The following is a 17,557-nucleotide window of genomic DNA, read 5'->3' as shown; positions in this document are numbered from 1 at the left end:
TTAAATCCATGGTATCTATACGCCCTGATGAAATCAGTTCAATCTTAAAACAACAAATAACTGATTATGACCAATCTGTAAGTGTTAGCAATGTAGGAACTGTTCTGCAAATCGGTGATGGCATTGCAAGAATATATGGCTTAGATCAGGTCATGGCAGGTGAGCTATTGGAATTTGAAGATGGTACCGAAGGTATAGCTTTAAATCTTGAAGATGATAATGTTGGGGCCGTTTTGATGGGAGAGGCACTTGGTGTCCAAGAAGGGAGTAACGTTAAGTCCACAGGTAAAATTGCATCTGTTCCCGTTGGTGAAGCAATGCAGGGGAGAGTTGTTAACCCTCTCGGACAACCAATAGATGGGAAAGGGGAAATTCCAACAAGTGATACTAGATTGATTGAAGAAATGGCTCCTGGAATAATCAAGAGAAGATCAGTGCATGAGCCAATGCAAACAGGTATTACATCTATTGATGCAATGATTCCTGTTGGAAGAGGTCAAAGAGAATTAATTATTGGTGATAGACAAACTGGAAAGTCGGCAATTGCTATCGATACGATAATTAACCAAAAAGGTCAAGACGTAGTATGTGTTTACGTAGCTATTGGTCAGAAGTCAGCATCAGTAGCAAATATAGTAGAGGTATTAAGAGAGAGGGGAGCCCTAGATTATACAGTAGTTGTTAGTGCAGGAGCTTCAGAACCAGCTGCTTTACAGTACTTAGCACCTTATACCGGTGCAGCAATTGCTGAACATTTTATGTATCAGGGTAAAGCAACACTTGTTATTTATGATGATCTAACGAAACAAGCTCAGGCTTATAGACAAATGTCTCTCCTTTTAAAAAGACCACCAGGAAGAGAGGCTTATCCAGGAGATGTTTTCTACTTACACAGTAGATTACTAGAAAGAGCAGCAAAACTTTCTGATGCTATGGGAGGGGGATCTATGACAGCTCTTCCAATTATTGAAACTCAGGCAGGGGACGTTTCTGCTTACATTCCAACTAATGTTATTTCAATTACAGATGGACAAATATTCTTGAGTGCAGATTTATTTAACTCAGGATTAAGACCAGCTATTAATGTTGGTATTTCCGTTAGCCGTGTTGGAGGAGCCGCTCAGACAAAAGCAATTAAAAAAATTGCAGGAACTTTAAAATTAGAACTCGCACAGTTTGATGAACTAGCTGCTTTTTCTCAATTTGCATCTGATCTTGATGAAGCAACTCAGCAACAACTTGAACGGGGCAAAAGATTAAGAGAGTTATTAAAGCAACCTCAATTCTCTCCGTTGAACCTTGCAGAACAAGTTGCAGTTGTTTATGCAGGAGTTAAAGGTCTTATTGATGAGGTTCCTGTTGAAGATGTTACTAAATTTGCAACTGAACTTCGCGAATACTTAAAGCTAAATAAAGCGGAATTTATAGAAGAGATTCTTAAAGAAAAGAAATTAAATGATGGACTAGAAGCGACGCTAAAAGAAGTGATAAATGAAGTTAAATCATCAATGCTTGCCACAGTTTAAATTTATTAAGGAGATACCATGGCAAATCTTAAAGAGATTAGAGATCGAATCGTTTCCGTTAAAAATACAAGAAAAATAACGGAGGCCATGAGACTTGTTGCAGCTGCAAAAGTTAGGAGAGCTCAAGATCAAGTTCTTAAGAGTAGACCTTTTGCAGATAAACTTGCACGAGTCTTAGAAAATATTCAATCTAGAGTACAATTTGAGGCTGTGGATTCTCCTCTATTATCCAAGAGAGAAGTAAAGAGTATCTCCTTGGTTTGTATAACTGCGGATAGAGGTTTATGCGGTGGATACAATACAAATATTATAAAAAAGGTAGAAATAAGATACGCAGAATTAGTCAAACAAGGGTATCAGCCAAATTTAATTTTGGTAGGGAAGAAAGCTATTGGATATTTTCAAAATAGAAAGGATAGATATGTTATAAAAAGTACTTTCAAAGAACTAGAACAGGTTCCCACAGTTAAGGACTCTGAAGGAGTTACAAATGAGATTTTAGCCGAATTTCTCTCAGAAAATTCTGATAGAGTAGAAATTATTTACACGAAATTCATCACTTTAGTTAGCTGTGCCCCTGTCGTTCAAACACTTTTGCCACTTGACCCTCAAGGAATCGCTGAGGAAAACGATGAAATTTTTAGGTTGACCACAAAAGATAGTAAGTTACTTGTTGAAAAATCAAATATTGAAAAAAGTGATTCAGAGAAGTTGCCATCAGATATTGTTTTTGAACAAAGTCCTGATCAACTATTAGATTCCCTACTACCATTATATTTACAGAATCAGGTACTAAGAGCTCTTCAAGAGTCGGCAGCTTCAGAACTTGCTTGCAGGATGACTGCTATGAATAATGCAAGTGATAATGCTAAAGAATTAGCAAGTACTTTGAATCTAACCTATAACAAAGCCAGACAAGCAGCTATTACACAAGAAATATTAGAAGTTGTAGGAGGTTCAGTAGTTTAGCAATAAGATTTAGGATATGCCTGAATATAATATCAAAGTTCAATTTGAGCAAAAGACTTTTAATTTTTTATGTTCTGAGGATCAAGATATTATTTCAGCGGCAAAAATGAATGGAATAGATTTGCCAAGTAGTTGTTGTTCAGGAGTTTGTACAGATTGTGCATCCATGATATTGGAAGGATCCGTAGATCAAGAAGATGCTATGGGATTGAATGATGATTTAAGGGAAAAGGGCTTTGCACTTTTGTGTGTAGCATACCCAAAGTCAGATTTGAATATTGTTATAGGGAAAGAAGTCGAAGATGATTTATATAATGATCAATTTGGTAAATATCAAAAATGAAATTAAGTTCAATTGATTATTCTTTAGATTGGCCAGTTTCAATAAAATTAAAAAATTTAAGGGAATTCATCATTATAAATTTGGAAAAAAAAGGAGATGTAATTCGATGGTCAATTGTTGATATTCAAGATTCTATTGACTATTTTGGAACAAAAAAACTTAAAATTAAGGCTGTATTAGCTAATTAACGAATATAAATTTAAAATATTTTTAATAATGGAAAATTCACCAACAATATTCATTGTTCCAACTGGTATTGGTTGTGAACTAGGCGGTTTTGCTGGGGATGCACTTCCTACCGCTAAATTATTAGCATCGGCAAGTGGGTGTTTAATTACTCATCCAAATGTTATGAATGGCGGTACTCTTTCTGAAAAAAATAAAAATATTTTTTATGTTGAGGGTTATAGTTTAGACCGACTTGCTAAAGGAGAAATCGCTTTACAGAGGGTAAAGCAACAGAAAATTGGGATAATTTTTGATTCAGCCATTGAAAAAGAAATATTAGTAAGACATTTACAAGTTGCTGATGCATGTGTCTCTACTTTAGGGATTAATGTTCATTCTTATGCGATTACAAAAAAGCCATTAAACATAGTTATTGATTCTGATTCTTCAAAAATAAGTGGTGGCATAATTGAAAATCCAGATACTCTAATTGATGCTGGAAAATGTTTAATAGAAAAAGGAGTTACGGCAATAGCAATTGTGGCAAAATTTCCAGATGATCCAGATTCTTTAGAAACAAATATCTATCGAGAAGGGAAAGGGATTGATCCTATTGCTGGAGTCGAAGCAGTTATAAGTCATTTAATAAGCAAATTTTTAAAAGTTCCCTGTGCTCATGCACCTGCTTTAAATCCAATTGAATTGAATGAAAAATTAGATCCTCGTGCAGCTGCAGAAGAAATAGGATACACTTTTTTACCATCTGTACTGATTGGGTTAAGCAATGCACCTGATATTGTTGAATTGCCTGCTAAAAATAAATTAATCTCACTCCACCCTGATCACATTGAATCGATTGTTGTTCCTAATGGTGCATTAGGAGGAGAAGCAGTACTAGCAGGGATTGAAAAAGGTTTAAATATTATCTCTGTAAAAAATCCAAATACATTAAAAGTGACAAATGAGTTTTATAGTTATCCCAATCTTTTTGAAGTTGATAATTATTTAGAAGCTGCAGGCATAATTATTGCTATCAAAAAAGGTATCAACCTTGATTCAGTTAAACGGCCTTTAAAAAAAATCCAACGGTGTTCTTAAAGTGATTAATAAGATATTGCTATGGGAACTCTCCAGTCACTTCCTAATGATTGACTGCTTAGTTTTAGGATTGGAGGAGCCTGCTTTCTTTTAAATTCCGCTTTTTTTATGAGTGAGATAATTTTTAAAATTAAATCTTTTTTATAACCATCTTCTTCTAGTTGTTGTAAATCTTTTTTCTCTTCAATAATTCCTTTAAGAATTTTATCTAAAATAGAGTAAGGTGGTAGAGAGTCAGTATCTAGTTGATCAGGACCTAATTCGGCACTTGGAGCTTTCGTACGTATGTTTTCTCCAATTATATCTACACTAGTATTTAACATATATAACTTTCTACTATTAATTGAATCTTCACTATCAAGCCAATTGCATAATTTAAAAACATTAGTTTTATATAAATCACCAATTACAGATAATCCCCCATTCATATCACCATAAAGTGTGCAATATCCTACGGCTAGTTCTGATTTGTTTCCTGTTGACAGTAACAAATGCTTTTCTTGATTTGCTAAAGCCATAAGAAGCGTGCCTCTTATCCTTGACTGAATATTTTGATTTGTTATTTCAGCCATCTCGAAAGATATGGTTTTTATAAATGATTCCTCAAAAGAGCTCATCAAGTTTTCAATTGGAATGCTCTTGAAACTTATCTTTAATCTTCTTGCTAAATCTTTTGCATCACTCTTTGAATGAGATGAGCTCCACTTAGAGGGCATTGAAACGCAATAAACATTATCACTTCCTAGAGCTGCTGTAGCAATTGCTGAGACAAGTGCTGAATCAATACCACCACTTAATCCAACTAAAGCTGTTTTAAATCCACATTTTTTTGCATAATCTTTAACACCAAGGACTAATGCATCAAAAATTGATGACATTTCGGAGTTTTTAAATTCATTTTTTTCAGGTTTTGTTTGCTCAATTTCCCAGCTGGAGAGATCTTCCGAAAAAGATTTTAATTGCTTAATTTTTGATCCATTCTTATCAAGAATAAAACTATTTCCATCAAAAATTAAATTATCATTTGCTCCAATCTGATTAACATAAATCAGCGGCACTTGAAGATATTGTGCAGCAAAACTGGAAACCTTGGATCTCAGCTCTAATTTTTTCAGAGTATATGGGGAGGCTGATAAATTTACTAAAATATCAACTTTTTTTTTCTTTAAATCAATAATGGGATTTTTTCTATGGATTCCTCTACCTTCTATATCTTTATTGACCCATAAATCTTCACATATAGTAAAGCCAAGTCGCCAAGTTTTATTTTTAATTTGTTTAATCAATACGGAAACTTTTTCTTCTGATCTAAAGTATCTTTTCTCATCAAATACTTCATAAGTGGGAAGAATAATTTTCCGAGCAATTATTTTCCATTCACCGCCCTCAACCAACGCAATAGAATTATACAGATTAGGAAAAAACGAATCATTTACCTTCTCAGCTATTCCGACTGTGATGCTTAAGTTTCCATATTTTTTATTAATATCTAAAGCTAATTGATCAAGAATTTGGGATTGATTTTTGATTAAATTTTTTTTAAAAAGTAAGTCATTTGCAGGATATCCCCATAATGACAATTCTGGAGTAAGAACAAAATCAGCAGAAATTGAGCTAGCTTTCGAAGCAATATTAAGTATTTTTTGTGCATTGCCCTCTAAATCTCCAACAACTGGATTTATTTGGGCAAGTAAAAATTTCATTCAACTAATTTGATGGATTCATATAAATTATTATTCTTAACTATATCTATTAAAGACGACGGTAAATTAGAACAATTAAAATTTAACCTAAACTTAGAACTTGAAATGTTTGGGGTTTTGATGTTTGAAATCTTAAATTTAACTCTATAAGTTTCTAACATTTTAAGAGTATTTGATTCAACAGGATATCCCTCTCTTAAAATTATAAAAAAACTTACCTCCAAAATAATTTTGTCGAAATTTTTCCAGTAGAAAATATCTTTAATTAAATCACTCCCAATTACAAAATCTAAATTATTAAATTTATAAATTTCTTTACATTTTTTGATTGACTCTATTGCCCATTGGCTACTTATTTTTTGATTAAATAAAATTTTCGGATTATCTAAATCATCAATAAGAGTTTTTAATAAATGGCTACGAATTGAGATATCCTCTGTGTGCTTTTTTTGGGGGTTGTTGCTCACATAGCTAATGGTAAAAGCATAAATTTTGGATAATTCTTCAAGAATTTTTTTGTGTCCAATCGTGGGTGGATCAGCACTCGTACCAAATAAAGCAATGCTTTTTTCCATTTTAAATTTTAGGGAAGAAAACTAACAATATTATTATTTAAATTTCTACTTGAAAAATAAATATTTATGTAATTAAAAATCTCTGGGTCATTAAAATTCATATTTTGGATCAAAATAGAAGGTTCTATAAAAGAAGCTTTGCTTCTTACAAATATCTCTTTTGCTGCTAATTTCCCTAGAATTTTTGTAGAGTATATTGCGATTGCAGCTTGAATTATTGCTATTGATCCATAGGGTAATAATGAAATCCCGTTAGTAAAAGGTGCTGTTAAAAGAATTAGTTTCTTAATAAGGTTGAAAGAGGTATTAAGGCCGACTTGAGTGATTCCCAAACATACATTATTAATTGATATATTTTTAAATATTTTTCTTGTAGATTCACCTTGCAACTTTAAGCCATATATCTTACTTAATTCTTTAATTAATGCAGTATCTAGTGCAAAACTACCAGCAACATCAAATAAAATAAAAGGATTAAGAGCTACCGCGGATGCCTTCATAGTCGAAAATTTACCAATAGTTGATTGAGCTAATTTCTGCCTTCTTTTCAATCTTTGCTCTTTTATTTTCAGAAACAATTTGTCAGCTAATTGAATAGAATTTAGTGTTAATAGTATCTCACCATATTGATTGATTAATTTTGCTATGTAATTTTTAAGATTGTTTTTATTATTAATGATTATTGGAATATTTAAATCTTTTGGAAGCTTAAACTTTATATTTTCAATTATTTCTTTTAATTCATTTTTATTGAATAGATCGATTTTGTTAAGAATTAAAATAATTTTTTTTCCGTCTTTTATAAAAGAGCTGATTTCGTGTAACTCATTTCTATTTAAATCTCCCGAAATTATAAATAAAATAAGATCCGAGTGATTTATAGAGGAGTAAACTTTATCTGGGAATTTAATATCGCAGAAATCAAATCCTGGAGAATCTAGTAACTCTATACTGTTGAGTGATTGATCTTTTAATTTCCATTCTTCAGCCTTAATTTCTCTTGTGGTCCCATTGATAATATCTGTTTTAAATATATCTTTTTCTAATAAAGAATTTAAAACAGAAGATTTCCCTACGCCTGATTTACCATATGCGCCAATTCTTATTTTTTTTTCTTTGAGCCTAAAAAGTTTTTGATTAAAAGATATTATTTCTCTATTAAAATAACTTTTTTCATAGTTGGTAAGATCAATAGTCTCCCACCAATTTTTTAAAAGTAAATAATTTTTATTAATTTTAAATTGTTTCATGATTTATTTTTTCCACCAGCCAGCTAAAACAGATAACACAGCTTCTGCACCAATAATGCCCACGAATCCTCCAAATTCATCTACTACTACTTTCACTCCTTTATGATTCTTGTCAAATCTTGTTAATAATTGATCTGCCTTGATCATTTCAGGAATGTAGTCCACAGGTTCGCAAATTTCTGACAATAATTTTTTATTTTCTCCATTAATTAACTCTGCTAGCATTCTTTCACGGGGAACTACCCCTTGTATTTTGTCAACTTTATCTCCCAAAATAACCCACCATGGAGAGTTATCGTCCATTATAAGTTTTGAAATTTCTTCAAGATTCGAAGACCCATCAAGGCAAGGTGCTGATACTCTAGGGAGCATTAAATCTTTAGCTTTTAAATCATTTAATTGAAAAACCTTAAATATCATTGCTGCTTCATCAGCTTCTATTAAACCTTTTTGGCTTCCAATTTTTGCCATTTGTCTAATTTCTTCTTCATCTGTTGAAATTTCATTTTCTGCCGTAATAACTGGAAATATTTGTTCTATTAATAATAAAAATGGCCTCATTAAAGTATGCAATATTCTCAAGATAGGAACTGATAATAATGCTATTTGAACTGAGAATCTTGTACCAAGAGCCTTAGGTAGTACTTCTCCTACTAATACGACTAGTATGTAAAAAGAAATTGAAAAAAGGGTTAGGCCATAACTACTACTAATAACCAATGCTCCATATACACCTAAAATAAGACTTCCAATTATGTTAAATCCATTATTAGTAATAGTAATTACAGTTAATGTCCTTCCAAGATGTTTTCTGAGTTTAAGGAGTTGATTCGCAGAACTCTTTGGTTTTTGTTTAGAGGCTATCTCTAAAATTCGAATCGAATTTACAGCTAAAAAAGCAGCTTCTACTCCCGAACAACATGCTGATCCAATTAAGATAATTATTATAAGAACAACTAAACCGTAAACACTTGGTTCCATTAAAATAGATTAGTTACTAAATCTGTATTAATTCATTCTTCCATTTTTTTTTTAAACACGCCAATACACAATCTATGTTTAAACCTGAAAATAAAGTTTTTGAAGAAAGAAGAGAAATCTTCCTAAATAAATTAAATGGAAAAGCTGCTATTATCCCTGGTGCTAGGCTTGTAAAGCATCATGCTGATTGCGAATATCCTTTTAGACAAGATAGTAATTTTTGGTATTTAACCGGTTTCGATGAGCCAGATGCAATTGCTCTTTTCTTATCGCATAAGCCCAAGGGAGAGAGATTTATTATGTTTGTTGCTCCTAAAGATGTTATAAGCGAAGTCTGGCATGGCTTTAGATGGGGTTTAGAAGGTGCTGAAAAAGAGTTTAACGCTGATAAGGCTCACTCAATAAACGAATTAAAAGATTTACTCCCATCCTATATAAATGGTTCTGATGAACTCGTTTTTTCTATTGGTAAGCATCCATCAGTTGAGAAAATAATATTGGAAATTTTTTCACAACAACTTGAAAACCGCTCAAGATTAGGCATTGGTGGAAATTCTATAAAATCTCCAGAAATTTTTTTAAATGAGATGAGATTAATTAAAAGTGAATTTGAAATAAAAAGAATGAGAGAGGCTATTCAAATCTCAGCAGAAGCTCATGAATTAGTTAGAGAATCAATCTCATCAAAGAAAAATGAAAGACAAATTCAGGGTCTTCTAGAGGGATTTTTTCTGGAAAAAGGGGCAAGAGGACCAGCTTATAACTCTATTGTTGCATCAGGAGATAACGCTTGTATTTTACATTACACTTCAAATAACTCGCCCTTGAAGAAGGAAGATTTATTGTTAGTGGATGCTGGTTGCTCACTAATTGATTATTACAATGGAGACATAACAAGAACTATTCCAATTGGTGGTAAATTTTCTAATGAGCAAAAAGTTATCTATGAAATCGTATTAAGTGCGCAGAAAAATGCAATTAAAAGTGCTGTAAAAGGATCCAATTCTAGTCTTGTTCATAATGTTGCTTTAACAATTCTTATAGAAGGATTAAAAGAAATTGGTTTATTGTCAGGCAGTACTGAGGAGATAATTGAGAATCAATCTTATAAACATCTTTACATGCATAGAACTGGACATTGGCTTGGTTTAGATGTTCATGATGTTGGAGCATACAGAATGGGGGACTATGAAGTGCCATTACAGAATGGAATGATTCTTACGGTAGAACCTGGGATCTACATAAGTGATAGGATCCCAGTACCTGAGGGACAACCCCCTATAGATGAGAAATGGAAAGGCATAGGGATAAGAATTGAAGACGATGTCCTTGTCAAAGATGAAAACCCAGAAGTTTTAAGTATTGCTGCACTAAAAGAAATTTCTGATTTAGAATTTTGAAATTTGACTTATCAAGTTAATAGATTTATTTTTTATTAAGTTTAAAGATCAAAAATGAACCAGCCCGATTCATATGATTCGAAACTCTCACAAGCAAGAGGCTTAGCTAGTCAGCTTGGCATGTTCGCAGAAGAAAACGATATTCCCAAAGATCTTTGGGATTCATTGGAAGCTACTATTTATGATTTTTATGAAGTCTCTCATGATAGATAAAAATCCTTTTAAAAAGGTATCAATAACTAAAATCAAGAAATTTTGAATAAATCAATCAAAATGTGACCATAAACTGATAAATTATTTATTAAACACAAATTAAGTGAATGTCTTCATCAGATAAGTTAAAGCAAAATTCAACAGAAAAAAAGGAAAAAAACAGTGATTCACTAAAGTCTAAAAATCCTTCACCTAATTCAGGAATGATGGGTGCAACAGCTGTATTAGCAGCTGCCACAATTGATGAAGATGGAGTGCCTACTGGTTATACTCCTAAACCTGATGAAGGAAGATTCATAATTAAAGTATTGTGGTTGCCTGATAATGTTGCTTTAGCAGTTGATCAAATAGTAGGTGGAGGCCCAAGCCCTCTTACTGCTTATTATTTTTGGCCAAGAGATGATGCTTGGGAAAAATTAAAAAGTGAATTAGAAAATAAAGGTTGGATTACAGATAACGAAAGAGTAGAAATATTGAATAAAGCTACTGAAGTAATAAATTATTGGCAAGAAGAAGGTAAAACAAAGAAATTAGAAGAAGCTAAATTAAAGTTTCCAGAAGTAACTTTTTGTGGAACCGCTTAAATATTAGTTTTTTGCAGCTTGAATCCTAGCCTCAGCCTTCGAAACCTCTTTCAAGGCCTTAATTTTTTCTGGATTTTTTTCATTTTCAGAAAATTTGCTTATTGCTAATTTTGCTTCTTTAAGGTCTTGTTCAGCATTCTGAACATTTATCTCAGATCCAATTTCAGCATTATTTACTAAAACTATGACTTCATCTGATTCAATTTCAGCGAAGCCTCCCATTAGAGCTATTGATTTCCATTGGGAATTTATTCTAACCCTTAAAACACCAATATCTATAGCAGTAACTAAAGAGATATGTCCAGGTAGTATACCAAGTTGACCAGTAGTACTAGGAAGGATTACTTCTTCAGCTTCGCCTTGATAAACATTTTTATTAGGAGCTAAAACTTTTAGGGAAATTGTCATTACTTTGAGATTATTGAAGGTTAAATATTTATATTCAAATATTTATTTTTCTGATTTTATTTTTTCAGCCTTTGCTTTAACTTCATCAATATTACCAACTAAGTAAAATGCCTGTTCAGGTAAATCATCCAATTCGCCTGACAAAATCATATTGAAACCAGCAATGGTATCTTCTAATTTTACGTATTTACCAGACATTCCTGTAAATATTTCTGCTACAAAGAAAGGTTGAGAAAGAAATTTTTCAATTTTTCTTGCCCTGTCTACTGTTAATCTATCTTCTTCAGAAAGCTCATCTAGACCAAGAATTGCAATAATATCCTGAAGTTCTTTGTATCTTTGTAAAGTGGATTGAACAGCTCTGGCTGTTTTGTAATGCTCATCTCCCACAACTGATGGTTGTAGCATAGTGCTTGTTGAGTCTAATGGATCAACTGCTGGGTAAATTCCCTTGGCCGCAAGAGCTCTTGCAAGCACGGTGGTAGCATCTAGATGGGCAAAGGTTGTAGCTGGAGCTGGGTCTGTTAAGTCATCAGCAGGAACATATACAGCCTGAATAGATGTTATTGATCCCTCTAGTGTAGATGTAATTCTTTCTTGTAATTCACCAACGTCAGTTCCTAATGTTGGTTGGTATCCAACAGCTGAAGGCATTCTTCCAAGTAATGCAGATACTTCAGAACCAGCTTGAACGAATCTAAAAATGTTATCAACAAAAAGTAGAACGTCTTGTTTATTTACATCTCTAAAATGTTCAGCCATTGTAAGCGCTGATAAGCCTACTCTCATTCTTGCACCAGGTGGTTCATTCATTTGTCCAAAACATAATGCAACTTTTGATTGAGTTAAATCATCTGCATTGATAACGCCTGATTCTTTAAATTCTTCATATAAATCGTTACCTTCTCTTGTTCTTTCCCCTACGCCGCCAAAAACAGAAACACCTCCATGTTCCTTAGCAATATTATTAATTAATTCTTGAATAAGAACTGTTTTCCCAACACCAGCACCTCCGAATAATCCAACTTTTCCTCCTTGTCTGTAAGGTGCTAAAAGGTCGATAACTTTAATCCCAGTTTCAAAAACTTTTGGCTTAGTTTCTAAGTCAGTTAATTTTGGAGCAGCTCTATGGATTGGAGCAGTATCTTTTGTATTTACTGGACCTTGTTCATCTACTGGTTCTCCTAAAACATTAAATATTCTTCCTAAAGTTGCTTCTCCAACAGGTACAGATATTGGTGCTCCTGTGTCAATTGCTTCCATGCCTCTTACAAGGCCGTCTGTGCCGCTCATTGCCACTGCTCTAACTCTATGGTCGCCTAGTAGCTGTTGGACCTCTGCAGTGAGCGCTATATCTTGTCCAGCAGGATTTTTTGCTTCAATTCTTAAAGCATTTAAAATTTTGGGCAATTTTCCAGCAGGAAATTCTACGTCTAGAACTGGGCCAATTACCTGACGAACTACGCCTTTTGTTTGTGAAGAAGTTGATGGAGTTGCTACCATTTTTTATTGATTGGTGATGAATAGCTGATTTTAAACAGCTCATAATCCGAAAATACTACCACCTTATGGGTCGATTCGTTAAATGGGTTCGGCCACCCGCACAGTTTAACTATGGTTTAATTGCCGCTCTGCAGATTATGTTGTTGATGATACGGATAGAGAATTTCTCTTTCTATTTTTATGACGCAAAGCGTCTCAATCATGATCCTCCATTAATTTATGGCAGCTGTTTCACTTACAGTCTCTACAGTAAAACCACTGGGAGATAGAATATTTATTAAAGTTTCCGCATCTGAGGAAAAAACTGCTGGGGGCATTCTTTTGCCTGATTCAGCTAAAGAAAAACCACAGGTTGGAGAGGTTGCTCAGGTTGGTCCTGGCAAACTTAATGACGATGGTTCTCGACAAACTCCAGAAGTGAGTATTGGCGATAAAGTTTTGTACAGCAAATATGCTGGCACAGACATCAAATTGGGAGGAGATGAATATGTCTTACTCTCAGAAAAGGATATTTTAGCTGTAGTAAGCTAAAGTATTTTTTTAAAAATTATTAAAACTTATTACTAAATTACTGCCTAAACATGGCTAAAAGAATTATTTACAATGAGCAAGCTCGTAGAGCGCTCGAGAGAGGAATTGATATCCTTGCTGAGTCTGTGGCTGTAACGCTCGGACCAAAAGGAAGAAATGTTGTACTAGAAAAAAAATTTGGTGCTCCACAAATCATCAACGATGGTGTGACAATTGCTAAGGAGATCGAGTTAGAGGATCACATTGAAAACACAGGTGTCGCTTTAATTAGACAAGCTGCTTCAAAAACTAATGATGCAGCTGGAGATGGTACTACAACAGCCACTGTTTTAGCACATGCAATGGTTAAGGCAGGTTTGAGAAACGTTGCTGCAGGAGCTAATGCAATTACCCTGAAAAAAGGAATTGACAAAGCTACTGAATTTCTTGTTGGTAAAATTCAGGAAAATTCCAAACCTATTAGTGACAGCAATGCCATAGCTCAATGCGGAACTATAGCGGCTGGGAACGATGATGAAGTAGGTCAAATGATTGCCAATGCTATGGATAAAGTTGGTAAAGAAGGTGTTATCTCCTTAGAAGAAGGAAAATCAATGACTACTGAATTAGAAGTTACAGAGGGTATGCGCTTTGACAAAGGCTATATTTCACCTTACTTCGCAACAGACACAGAGAGAATGGAGGCTGTTTTAGATGAACCATATATTCTCCTGACTGATAAAAAAATAGCCTTAGTCCAAGATTTAGTTCCCGTATTAGAACAAATAGCTAAAACTGGTAAACCACTAGTCATTATCGCTGAAGATATTGAAAAAGAGGCTTTAGCAACTCTTGTTGTTAATAGATTACGAGGTGTGTTAAATGTTGCTGCAGTAAAAGCTCCTGGATTTGGTGATAGAAGAAAGGCCATGCTTGAAGATATGGCTGTTTTAACTAATGGACAACTTATAACTGAAGATGCAGGCTTGAAATTAGAGAATGCTACCTTGGATATGCTTGGAACTGGTAGAAGAATAACTATCAACAAAGAGACTACAACTATTGTGGCTGAAGGTAATGAGCAAGCAGTTAAAGCTAGATGTGATCAGATTAAGAAGCAAATGGATGAAACAGATTCATCATACGATAAAGAAAAGCTTCAAGAACGTCTTGCTAAATTAGCTGGAGGTGTAGCAGTTATTAAGGTTGGTGCTGCTACTGAAACTGAGATGAAGGATAAAAAACTTCGTCTTGAGGATGCTATTAATGCAACAAAAGCAGCTGTTGAGGAAGGAATTGTACCTGGAGGAGGAACAACTCTCGCTCATTTATCTCCTATTCTAAAAGAATGGGCAGATAAAAATTTAGAAGGAGAGGAATTAATTGGAGCTAACATCGTTGAAGCTTCACTGACTGCTCCTCTTATGAGAATCGCTGAGAATGCAGGTTCTAATGGAGCTGTGATTGCTGAAAATGTAAAAACTAAACCATTTAATGATGGCTTCAATGCTGCTACTGGAGAATATGTAGATATGTCCTCTGCTGGTATAGTTGATCCTGCAAAAGTTACACGTTCAGGATTGCAAAATGCAGCTTCAATTGCAGGGATGGTTCTAACCACCGAATGCATAGTTGCAGATTTACCTGAGAAAAAGGATTCAGCTGCTCCAGCAGGCGCTCCTGGTATGGGTGGCGACTTTGATTACTAAACTAAACAATAGTTTGCAATAAATTTTTGAAAGGGATCATTCAAAATGGTCCCTTTTTTCAAGTTTTATGAAATCCAACCAGCGCTAAGAATAATTGCTAGAGACAAAAATATCACTAAAAAAGTCCAAGTTATTTTGTTTAGAGAGGCTTCTGCACTACTTGCGCTGTTGAACATAGAGCTTCCACTAGCGGCTATTCCTCCCATTCCATCACCTTTGGGACTATGAAGTAAAACTAAGAGAATGAGAAGAACTCCAGAAAATACCCAAATCCAACTAATAATTTGAATCATTGCTTAAAAACTTTTATTTACTCTAAACGTGTTGAACGACCTTATTATAACCCTTTAATTCAATTTCTTGAATAAGCGATTTGCCTGTCATTTCTCCTGGTACTGGTAGATTTAATAATTGCAATAAAGTGGGAGCAATATCTGCTAGCCCCGCGTTTTCTCTTAAATTAATTTCGTTTCCCATATTTGGTATTTTTCTTTTTTCACCTTCAATCAAAATTAATGGAACTTTATTTATTGTGTGTGCTGTCCATGGTTCTCCTTCCGATCCTTTCATTACCTCTGCGTTACCATGATCAGCTGTAATAACAATGCTTCCGCCCATTTCTCCAGTAGCATTAACTATTTGACCTATACATTTATCTACTTTTTCTATAGCTTTAATTGTTGCATCCATGTTGCCTGTATGACCAACCATATCAGGATTGGCAAAATTGATTACAACAAAAGCATAATTCCCGCTTTTAATTGCTTTAGAGCAACTAATAGTTAATTCCTCAGCAGACATTTCGGGTTTCATATCATAGGTTGCGACTCTTGGAGATGGAATCAAATGTCTCTCTTCTCCAGGTAAGGGTATTTCAACTCCTCCATTGAAAAAGTATGTTACGTGAGGATATTTTTCAGTTTCCGCAGTTCTGTATTGTTTAAGTCCGTTTTCTGAAACTATTTGGCCTATAAAATTATTGAGTGATTCAGGAGGGAATGCAACTTTAACGGGAAAGTTGGGATCATATTGAGTAAAAGTAACAAACTCTAGATTTGGATAATTTTTTCTTTCGAAGTCTGAGAATTGATTGAGTGAAAGGGCTTTGACTATTTGTCTTGCTCTGTCTGGACGAAAATTAAAGCAAATTAAACTATCTCCATCTTTAAGATAGTTTTCAGACATTCGTATTGGCTCTATAAATTCATCGGTTATGTTTTTGGCATAACTTTTTTCTATGTAGTCCTTGGGAGAAAAATTTGTTATTTGAATATCTGGATCAGTCAAATTAGTATATGCTTTTTCTGTTCTATCCCATAAAAGATTTCTATCCATTATCCAGTATCTTCCGCATATGGAAGCTATTTCGCCTACGTTATATTTTTTTATACATGATTCTATTTGATTTAAATATTTCAAAGCACTTTTTGCAGGAGTATCTCTACCATCAGTAATAATATGGATTGCAACTTTTTTAAGTTTATTATCAGATGCCCATTTTATTAAACCTAATAAATGATCAATATGACTATGAACTCCTCCATCAGAACATAGTCCCGTGATATGCAAAGTAGAATTATTTTTCTTTAATGAAGCAGCCATCTCTTTTAATTCATTGACCAAGCCTAATTGATTATTTTTTACAATATTTGAAATCCTTACAAGTTCTTGTTGTATTATTCTTCCCGAACCAATGGTAAGGTGCCCTACCTCTGAATTGCCCATTTGACCATCTGGGAGGCCTACATCAGATCCGCTAGCACTTATAAGGGTATGAGGGTAGGCATGCCACAATGAGTCCATGATTGGTGTACTGGCACTTTTTATAGCATTATCTGATTTTTCTTTTCGATATCCCCAACCATCTAGTATTGCAAGAACTACAGGGCTCTGAGGAACACTTAAACTTTTTATATTTTTGCTGCTAATCTTTGACATATTTAGATCAAATTCATTGTTAACTGATCCAATCTTAAATTTAGCTTCAAACGTTACTCTTTAACAATTTATATTTAACATAGTTAGCTTTTGCTAATTTATGAAAATATTAGATTAATTTTATTTCTTGATAAATCATGTCCAAGAATTCAAAAAAGATTGTAATACTTACTGAAGTTGAACTTAGAAAAACTATTTCGCGTTTAACTTGCGAAATTATCGAAAAAGTAAAAAAACTGGATAACCTTTTATTGATTGGTATACCGACAAGAGGAATTCCTCTGACCGAAGTCCTAGCAAAGGAATTATTCTCAAGAACAGGTTTAAGAGTTAGAAAAGGAACAATTGATCCAACTTTTTATAGAGATGACCAAAATAGAGTTGGAACTCGACTAATACAAGCTGCTGATATTCCAACTCCTATTGAGAAAAAAGAAATTCTTTTAATAGATGATGTAATTTACACAGGTAGAACAATTAGAGCTGCAATGGATGCTTTATATTCATGGGGCAGACCTCAAAGGGTGATGTTATTAGTAATGGTAGATAGAGGTCATAGAGAATTACCCATTCAGCCAGATTTTTGTGGCAAAAAAGTACCAACTAGTAAAATAGAAAGTATTAGTTTACGTTTAAATAATGTTGATAATGAGGAAGGAGTTTTTCTTGAATAGCTATC

19 protein-coding genes are annotated in these 17,557 nt (G+C 33.8%); 11 read left to right on the top strand and 8 right to left on the bottom strand.

From position 1 onward, the window contains the following. Positions 1-8: 8 nt before the first annotated feature. The 5 genes from atpA to SIB45_RS01345 are packed head-to-tail and all read left to right on the top strand — an operon-like array spanning position 9 to position 4,104. Positions 9-1,526, top strand: a complete 1,518-nt coding sequence (gene atpA, locus SIB45_RS01365; RefSeq protein ID WP_011863563.1) for a F0F1 ATP synthase subunit alpha — start codon at positions 9-11, stop codon at positions 1,524-1,526. Positions 1,527-1,544: 18 nt separating this feature from the next. Continuing rightward, positions 1,545-2,495, top strand: coding sequence for a F0F1 ATP synthase subunit gamma (locus SIB45_RS01360; RefSeq protein ID WP_011863562.1), 951 nt, complete (start codon positions 1,545-1,547; stop codon positions 2,493-2,495). 16 nt (positions 2,496-2,511) lie between these two features. Continuing rightward, on the top strand, positions 2,512-2,838 hold the full coding sequence (locus tag SIB45_RS01355; protein ID WP_011863561.1) for a 2Fe-2S iron-sulfur cluster-binding protein: 327 nt from the start codon (positions 2,512-2,514) through the stop codon (positions 2,836-2,838). Continuing rightward, positions 2,835-3,026 (top strand): hypothetical protein, encoded by a 192-nt coding sequence (locus tag SIB45_RS01350; protein WP_011863560.1) that lies wholly within the window; start codon positions 2,835-2,837, stop codon positions 3,024-3,026. Before SIB45_RS01355 ends, SIB45_RS01350 begins: the two co-directional genes overlap by 4 nt. A gap of 28 nt (positions 3,027-3,054) precedes the next feature. Then, positions 3,055-4,104 (top strand): DUF3326 domain-containing protein, encoded by a 1,050-nt coding sequence (locus tag SIB45_RS01345; RefSeq protein ID WP_011863559.1) that lies wholly within the window; start codon positions 3,055-3,057, stop codon positions 4,102-4,104. Between the two features lie 5 nt (positions 4,105-4,109). Here SIB45_RS01345 and SIB45_RS01340 read toward each other — a convergent pair whose 3' ends face one another. From SIB45_RS01340 to SIB45_RS01325, 4 genes are read right to left on the bottom strand one after another with little or no spacing between them, the layout of a single operon-like run. Continuing rightward, entirely contained in the window at positions 4,110-5,807 is a 1,698-nt protein-coding gene (locus SIB45_RS01340) for an NAD+ synthase (RefSeq protein WP_011863558.1), read from the bottom strand. Next, positions 5,804-6,382 (bottom strand): nicotinate-nucleotide adenylyltransferase, encoded by a 579-nt coding sequence (locus tag SIB45_RS01335; protein WP_011863557.1) that lies wholly within the window; start codon positions 6,380-6,382, stop codon positions 5,804-5,806. The genes SIB45_RS01340 and SIB45_RS01335 overlap by 4 nt, the downstream gene beginning before the upstream one ends. A gap of 8 nt (positions 6,383-6,390) precedes the next feature. After that, positions 6,391-7,632 carry a GTP-binding protein gene (locus tag SIB45_RS01330; RefSeq protein WP_011863556.1) on the bottom strand — a complete coding sequence of 414 codons (1,242 nt, stop codon included), beginning with the start codon at positions 7,630-7,632 and terminating at the stop codon, positions 6,391-6,393. Between the two features lie 3 nt (positions 7,633-7,635). After that, complete coding sequence (locus SIB45_RS01325; RefSeq protein ID WP_011863555.1) at positions 7,636-8,613, bottom strand: CNNM domain-containing protein; 978 nt, start codon at positions 8,611-8,613, stop codon at positions 7,636-7,638. A gap of 74 nt (positions 8,614-8,687) precedes the next feature. Here SIB45_RS01325 and SIB45_RS01320 point away from each other — a divergent pair, with 74 nt between their 5' ends. The 3 genes from SIB45_RS01320 (at position 8,688) to SIB45_RS01310 (ending at position 10,810) form a co-directional block, all read left to right on the top strand. After that, positions 8,688-10,013, top strand: coding sequence for an aminopeptidase P N-terminal domain-containing protein (locus SIB45_RS01320; RefSeq protein WP_011863554.1), 1,326 nt, complete (start codon positions 8,688-8,690; stop codon positions 10,011-10,013). Between the two features lie 54 nt (positions 10,014-10,067). Continuing rightward, positions 10,068-10,226 carry a hypothetical protein gene (locus SIB45_RS01315; RefSeq protein WP_011863553.1) on the top strand — a complete coding sequence of 53 codons (159 nt, stop codon included), beginning with the start codon at positions 10,068-10,070 and terminating at the stop codon, positions 10,224-10,226. A gap of 107 nt (positions 10,227-10,333) precedes the next feature. Next, positions 10,334-10,810 (top strand): 30S ribosomal protein PSRP-3, encoded by a 477-nt coding sequence (locus SIB45_RS01310; RefSeq protein WP_011863552.1) that lies wholly within the window; start codon positions 10,334-10,336, stop codon positions 10,808-10,810. Between the two features lie 3 nt (positions 10,811-10,813). Here the strand turns inward: SIB45_RS01310 and atpC are convergent, their stop codons facing one another. After that, positions 10,814-11,218 (bottom strand): ATP synthase F1 subunit epsilon, encoded by a 405-nt coding sequence (gene atpC / locus SIB45_RS01305; protein ID WP_011863551.1) that lies wholly within the window; start codon positions 11,216-11,218, stop codon positions 10,814-10,816. A 42-nt stretch (positions 11,219-11,260) separates the two neighbouring features. After that, positions 11,261-12,721 (bottom strand): F0F1 ATP synthase subunit beta, encoded by a 1,461-nt coding sequence (atpD, locus tag SIB45_RS01300; protein ID WP_011863550.1) that lies wholly within the window; start codon positions 12,719-12,721, stop codon positions 11,261-11,263. A gap of 219 nt (positions 12,722-12,940) precedes the next feature. Between atpD and groES the strand changes: the two genes are divergently transcribed. Then, a complete protein-coding gene (gene groES / locus SIB45_RS01295; RefSeq protein WP_002806275.1) occupies positions 12,941-13,252 on the top strand; it encodes a co-chaperone GroES in 312 nt (103 codons plus the stop codon). 50 nt (positions 13,253-13,302) lie between these two features. Next, positions 13,303-14,940 (top strand): chaperonin GroEL, encoded by a 1,638-nt coding sequence (gene groL / locus SIB45_RS01290; RefSeq protein WP_011863549.1) that lies wholly within the window; start codon positions 13,303-13,305, stop codon positions 14,938-14,940. 65 nt (positions 14,941-15,005) lie between these two features. Here the strand turns inward: groL and secG are convergent, their stop codons facing one another. Beyond that, a complete protein-coding gene (secG, locus tag SIB45_RS01285) occupies positions 15,006-15,233 on the bottom strand; it encodes a preprotein translocase subunit SecG (protein WP_011863548.1) in 228 nt (75 codons plus the stop codon). A 22-nt stretch (positions 15,234-15,255) separates the two neighbouring features. Next, positions 15,256-16,878 (bottom strand): 2,3-bisphosphoglycerate-independent phosphoglycerate mutase, encoded by a 1,623-nt coding sequence (gene gpmI, locus SIB45_RS01280; protein ID WP_011863547.1) that lies wholly within the window; start codon positions 16,876-16,878, stop codon positions 15,256-15,258. 137 nt (positions 16,879-17,015) lie between these two features. On the opposite strand from gpmI, the gene pyrR reads away from it, so the two are divergent. Beyond that, on the top strand, positions 17,016-17,552 hold the full coding sequence (gene pyrR, locus SIB45_RS01275; RefSeq protein WP_011863546.1) for a bifunctional pyr operon transcriptional regulator/uracil phosphoribosyltransferase PyrR: 537 nt from the start codon (positions 17,016-17,018) through the stop codon (positions 17,550-17,552). Positions 17,553-17,557 lie beyond the last annotated feature (5 nt).

The organism is Prochlorococcus sp. MIT 1304 (assembly GCF_047305015.1).
Lineage (GTDB): Bacteria > Cyanobacteriota > Cyanobacteriia > PCC-6307 > Cyanobiaceae > Prochlorococcus_A > Prochlorococcus_A marinus_E.
Note: the sequence above shows the minus strand (reverse complement) of the source record. Positions and strands in the feature narration are given on the sequence as shown.

Excerpts from the sequence above, each read along its gene's own strand:
- atpA (WP_011863563.1), top strand. The coding sequence starts at position 9 with ATGGTATCTATACGCCCTGATGAAATCAGTTCAATCTTAAAACAACAA.
- SIB45_RS01360 (WP_011863562.1), top strand. The coding sequence starts at position 1,545 with ATGGCAAATCTTAAAGAGATTAGAGATCGAATCGTTTCCGTTAAAAAT.
- SIB45_RS01355 (WP_011863561.1), top strand. The coding sequence starts at position 2,512 with ATGCCTGAATATAATATCAAAGTTCAATTTGAGCAAAAGACTTTTAAT.
- SIB45_RS01350 (WP_011863560.1), top strand. The coding sequence starts at position 2,835 with ATGAAATTAAGTTCAATTGATTATTCTTTAGATTGGCCAGTTTCAATA.
- SIB45_RS01345 (WP_011863559.1), top strand. The coding sequence starts at position 3,055 with ATGGAAAATTCACCAACAATATTCATTGTTCCAACTGGTATTGGTTGT.
- SIB45_RS01340 (WP_011863558.1), bottom strand. The coding sequence starts at position 5,807 with ATGAAATTTTTACTTGCCCAAATAAATCCAGTTGTTGGAGATTTAGAG.
- SIB45_RS01335 (WP_011863557.1), bottom strand. The coding sequence starts at position 6,382 with ATGGAAAAAAGCATTGCTTTATTTGGTACGAGTGCTGATCCACCCACG.
- SIB45_RS01330 (WP_011863556.1), bottom strand. The coding sequence starts at position 7,632 with ATGAAACAATTTAAAATTAATAAAAATTATTTACTTTTAAAAAATTGG.
- SIB45_RS01325 (WP_011863555.1), bottom strand. The coding sequence starts at position 8,613 with ATGGAACCAAGTGTTTACGGTTTAGTTGTTCTTATAATAATTATCTTA.
- SIB45_RS01320 (WP_011863554.1), top strand. The coding sequence starts at position 8,688 with ATGTTTAAACCTGAAAATAAAGTTTTTGAAGAAAGAAGAGAAATCTTC.
- SIB45_RS01315 (WP_011863553.1), top strand. The coding sequence starts at position 10,068 with ATGAACCAGCCCGATTCATATGATTCGAAACTCTCACAAGCAAGAGGC.
- SIB45_RS01310 (WP_011863552.1), top strand. The coding sequence starts at position 10,334 with ATGTCTTCATCAGATAAGTTAAAGCAAAATTCAACAGAAAAAAAGGAA.
- atpC (WP_011863551.1), bottom strand. The coding sequence starts at position 11,218 with ATGACAATTTCCCTAAAAGTTTTAGCTCCTAATAAAAATGTTTATCAA.
- atpD (WP_011863550.1), bottom strand. The coding sequence starts at position 12,721 with ATGGTAGCAACTCCATCAACTTCTTCACAAACAAAAGGCGTAGTTCGT.
- groES (WP_002806275.1), top strand. The coding sequence starts at position 12,941 with ATGGCAGCTGTTTCACTTACAGTCTCTACAGTAAAACCACTGGGAGAT.
- groL (WP_011863549.1), top strand. The coding sequence starts at position 13,303 with ATGGCTAAAAGAATTATTTACAATGAGCAAGCTCGTAGAGCGCTCGAG.
- secG (WP_011863548.1), bottom strand. The coding sequence starts at position 15,233 with ATGATTCAAATTATTAGTTGGATTTGGGTATTTTCTGGAGTTCTTCTC.
- gpmI (WP_011863547.1), bottom strand. The coding sequence starts at position 16,878 with ATGTCAAAGATTAGCAGCAAAAATATAAAAAGTTTAAGTGTTCCTCAG.
- pyrR (WP_011863546.1), top strand. The coding sequence starts at position 17,016 with ATGTCCAAGAATTCAAAAAAGATTGTAATACTTACTGAAGTTGAACTT.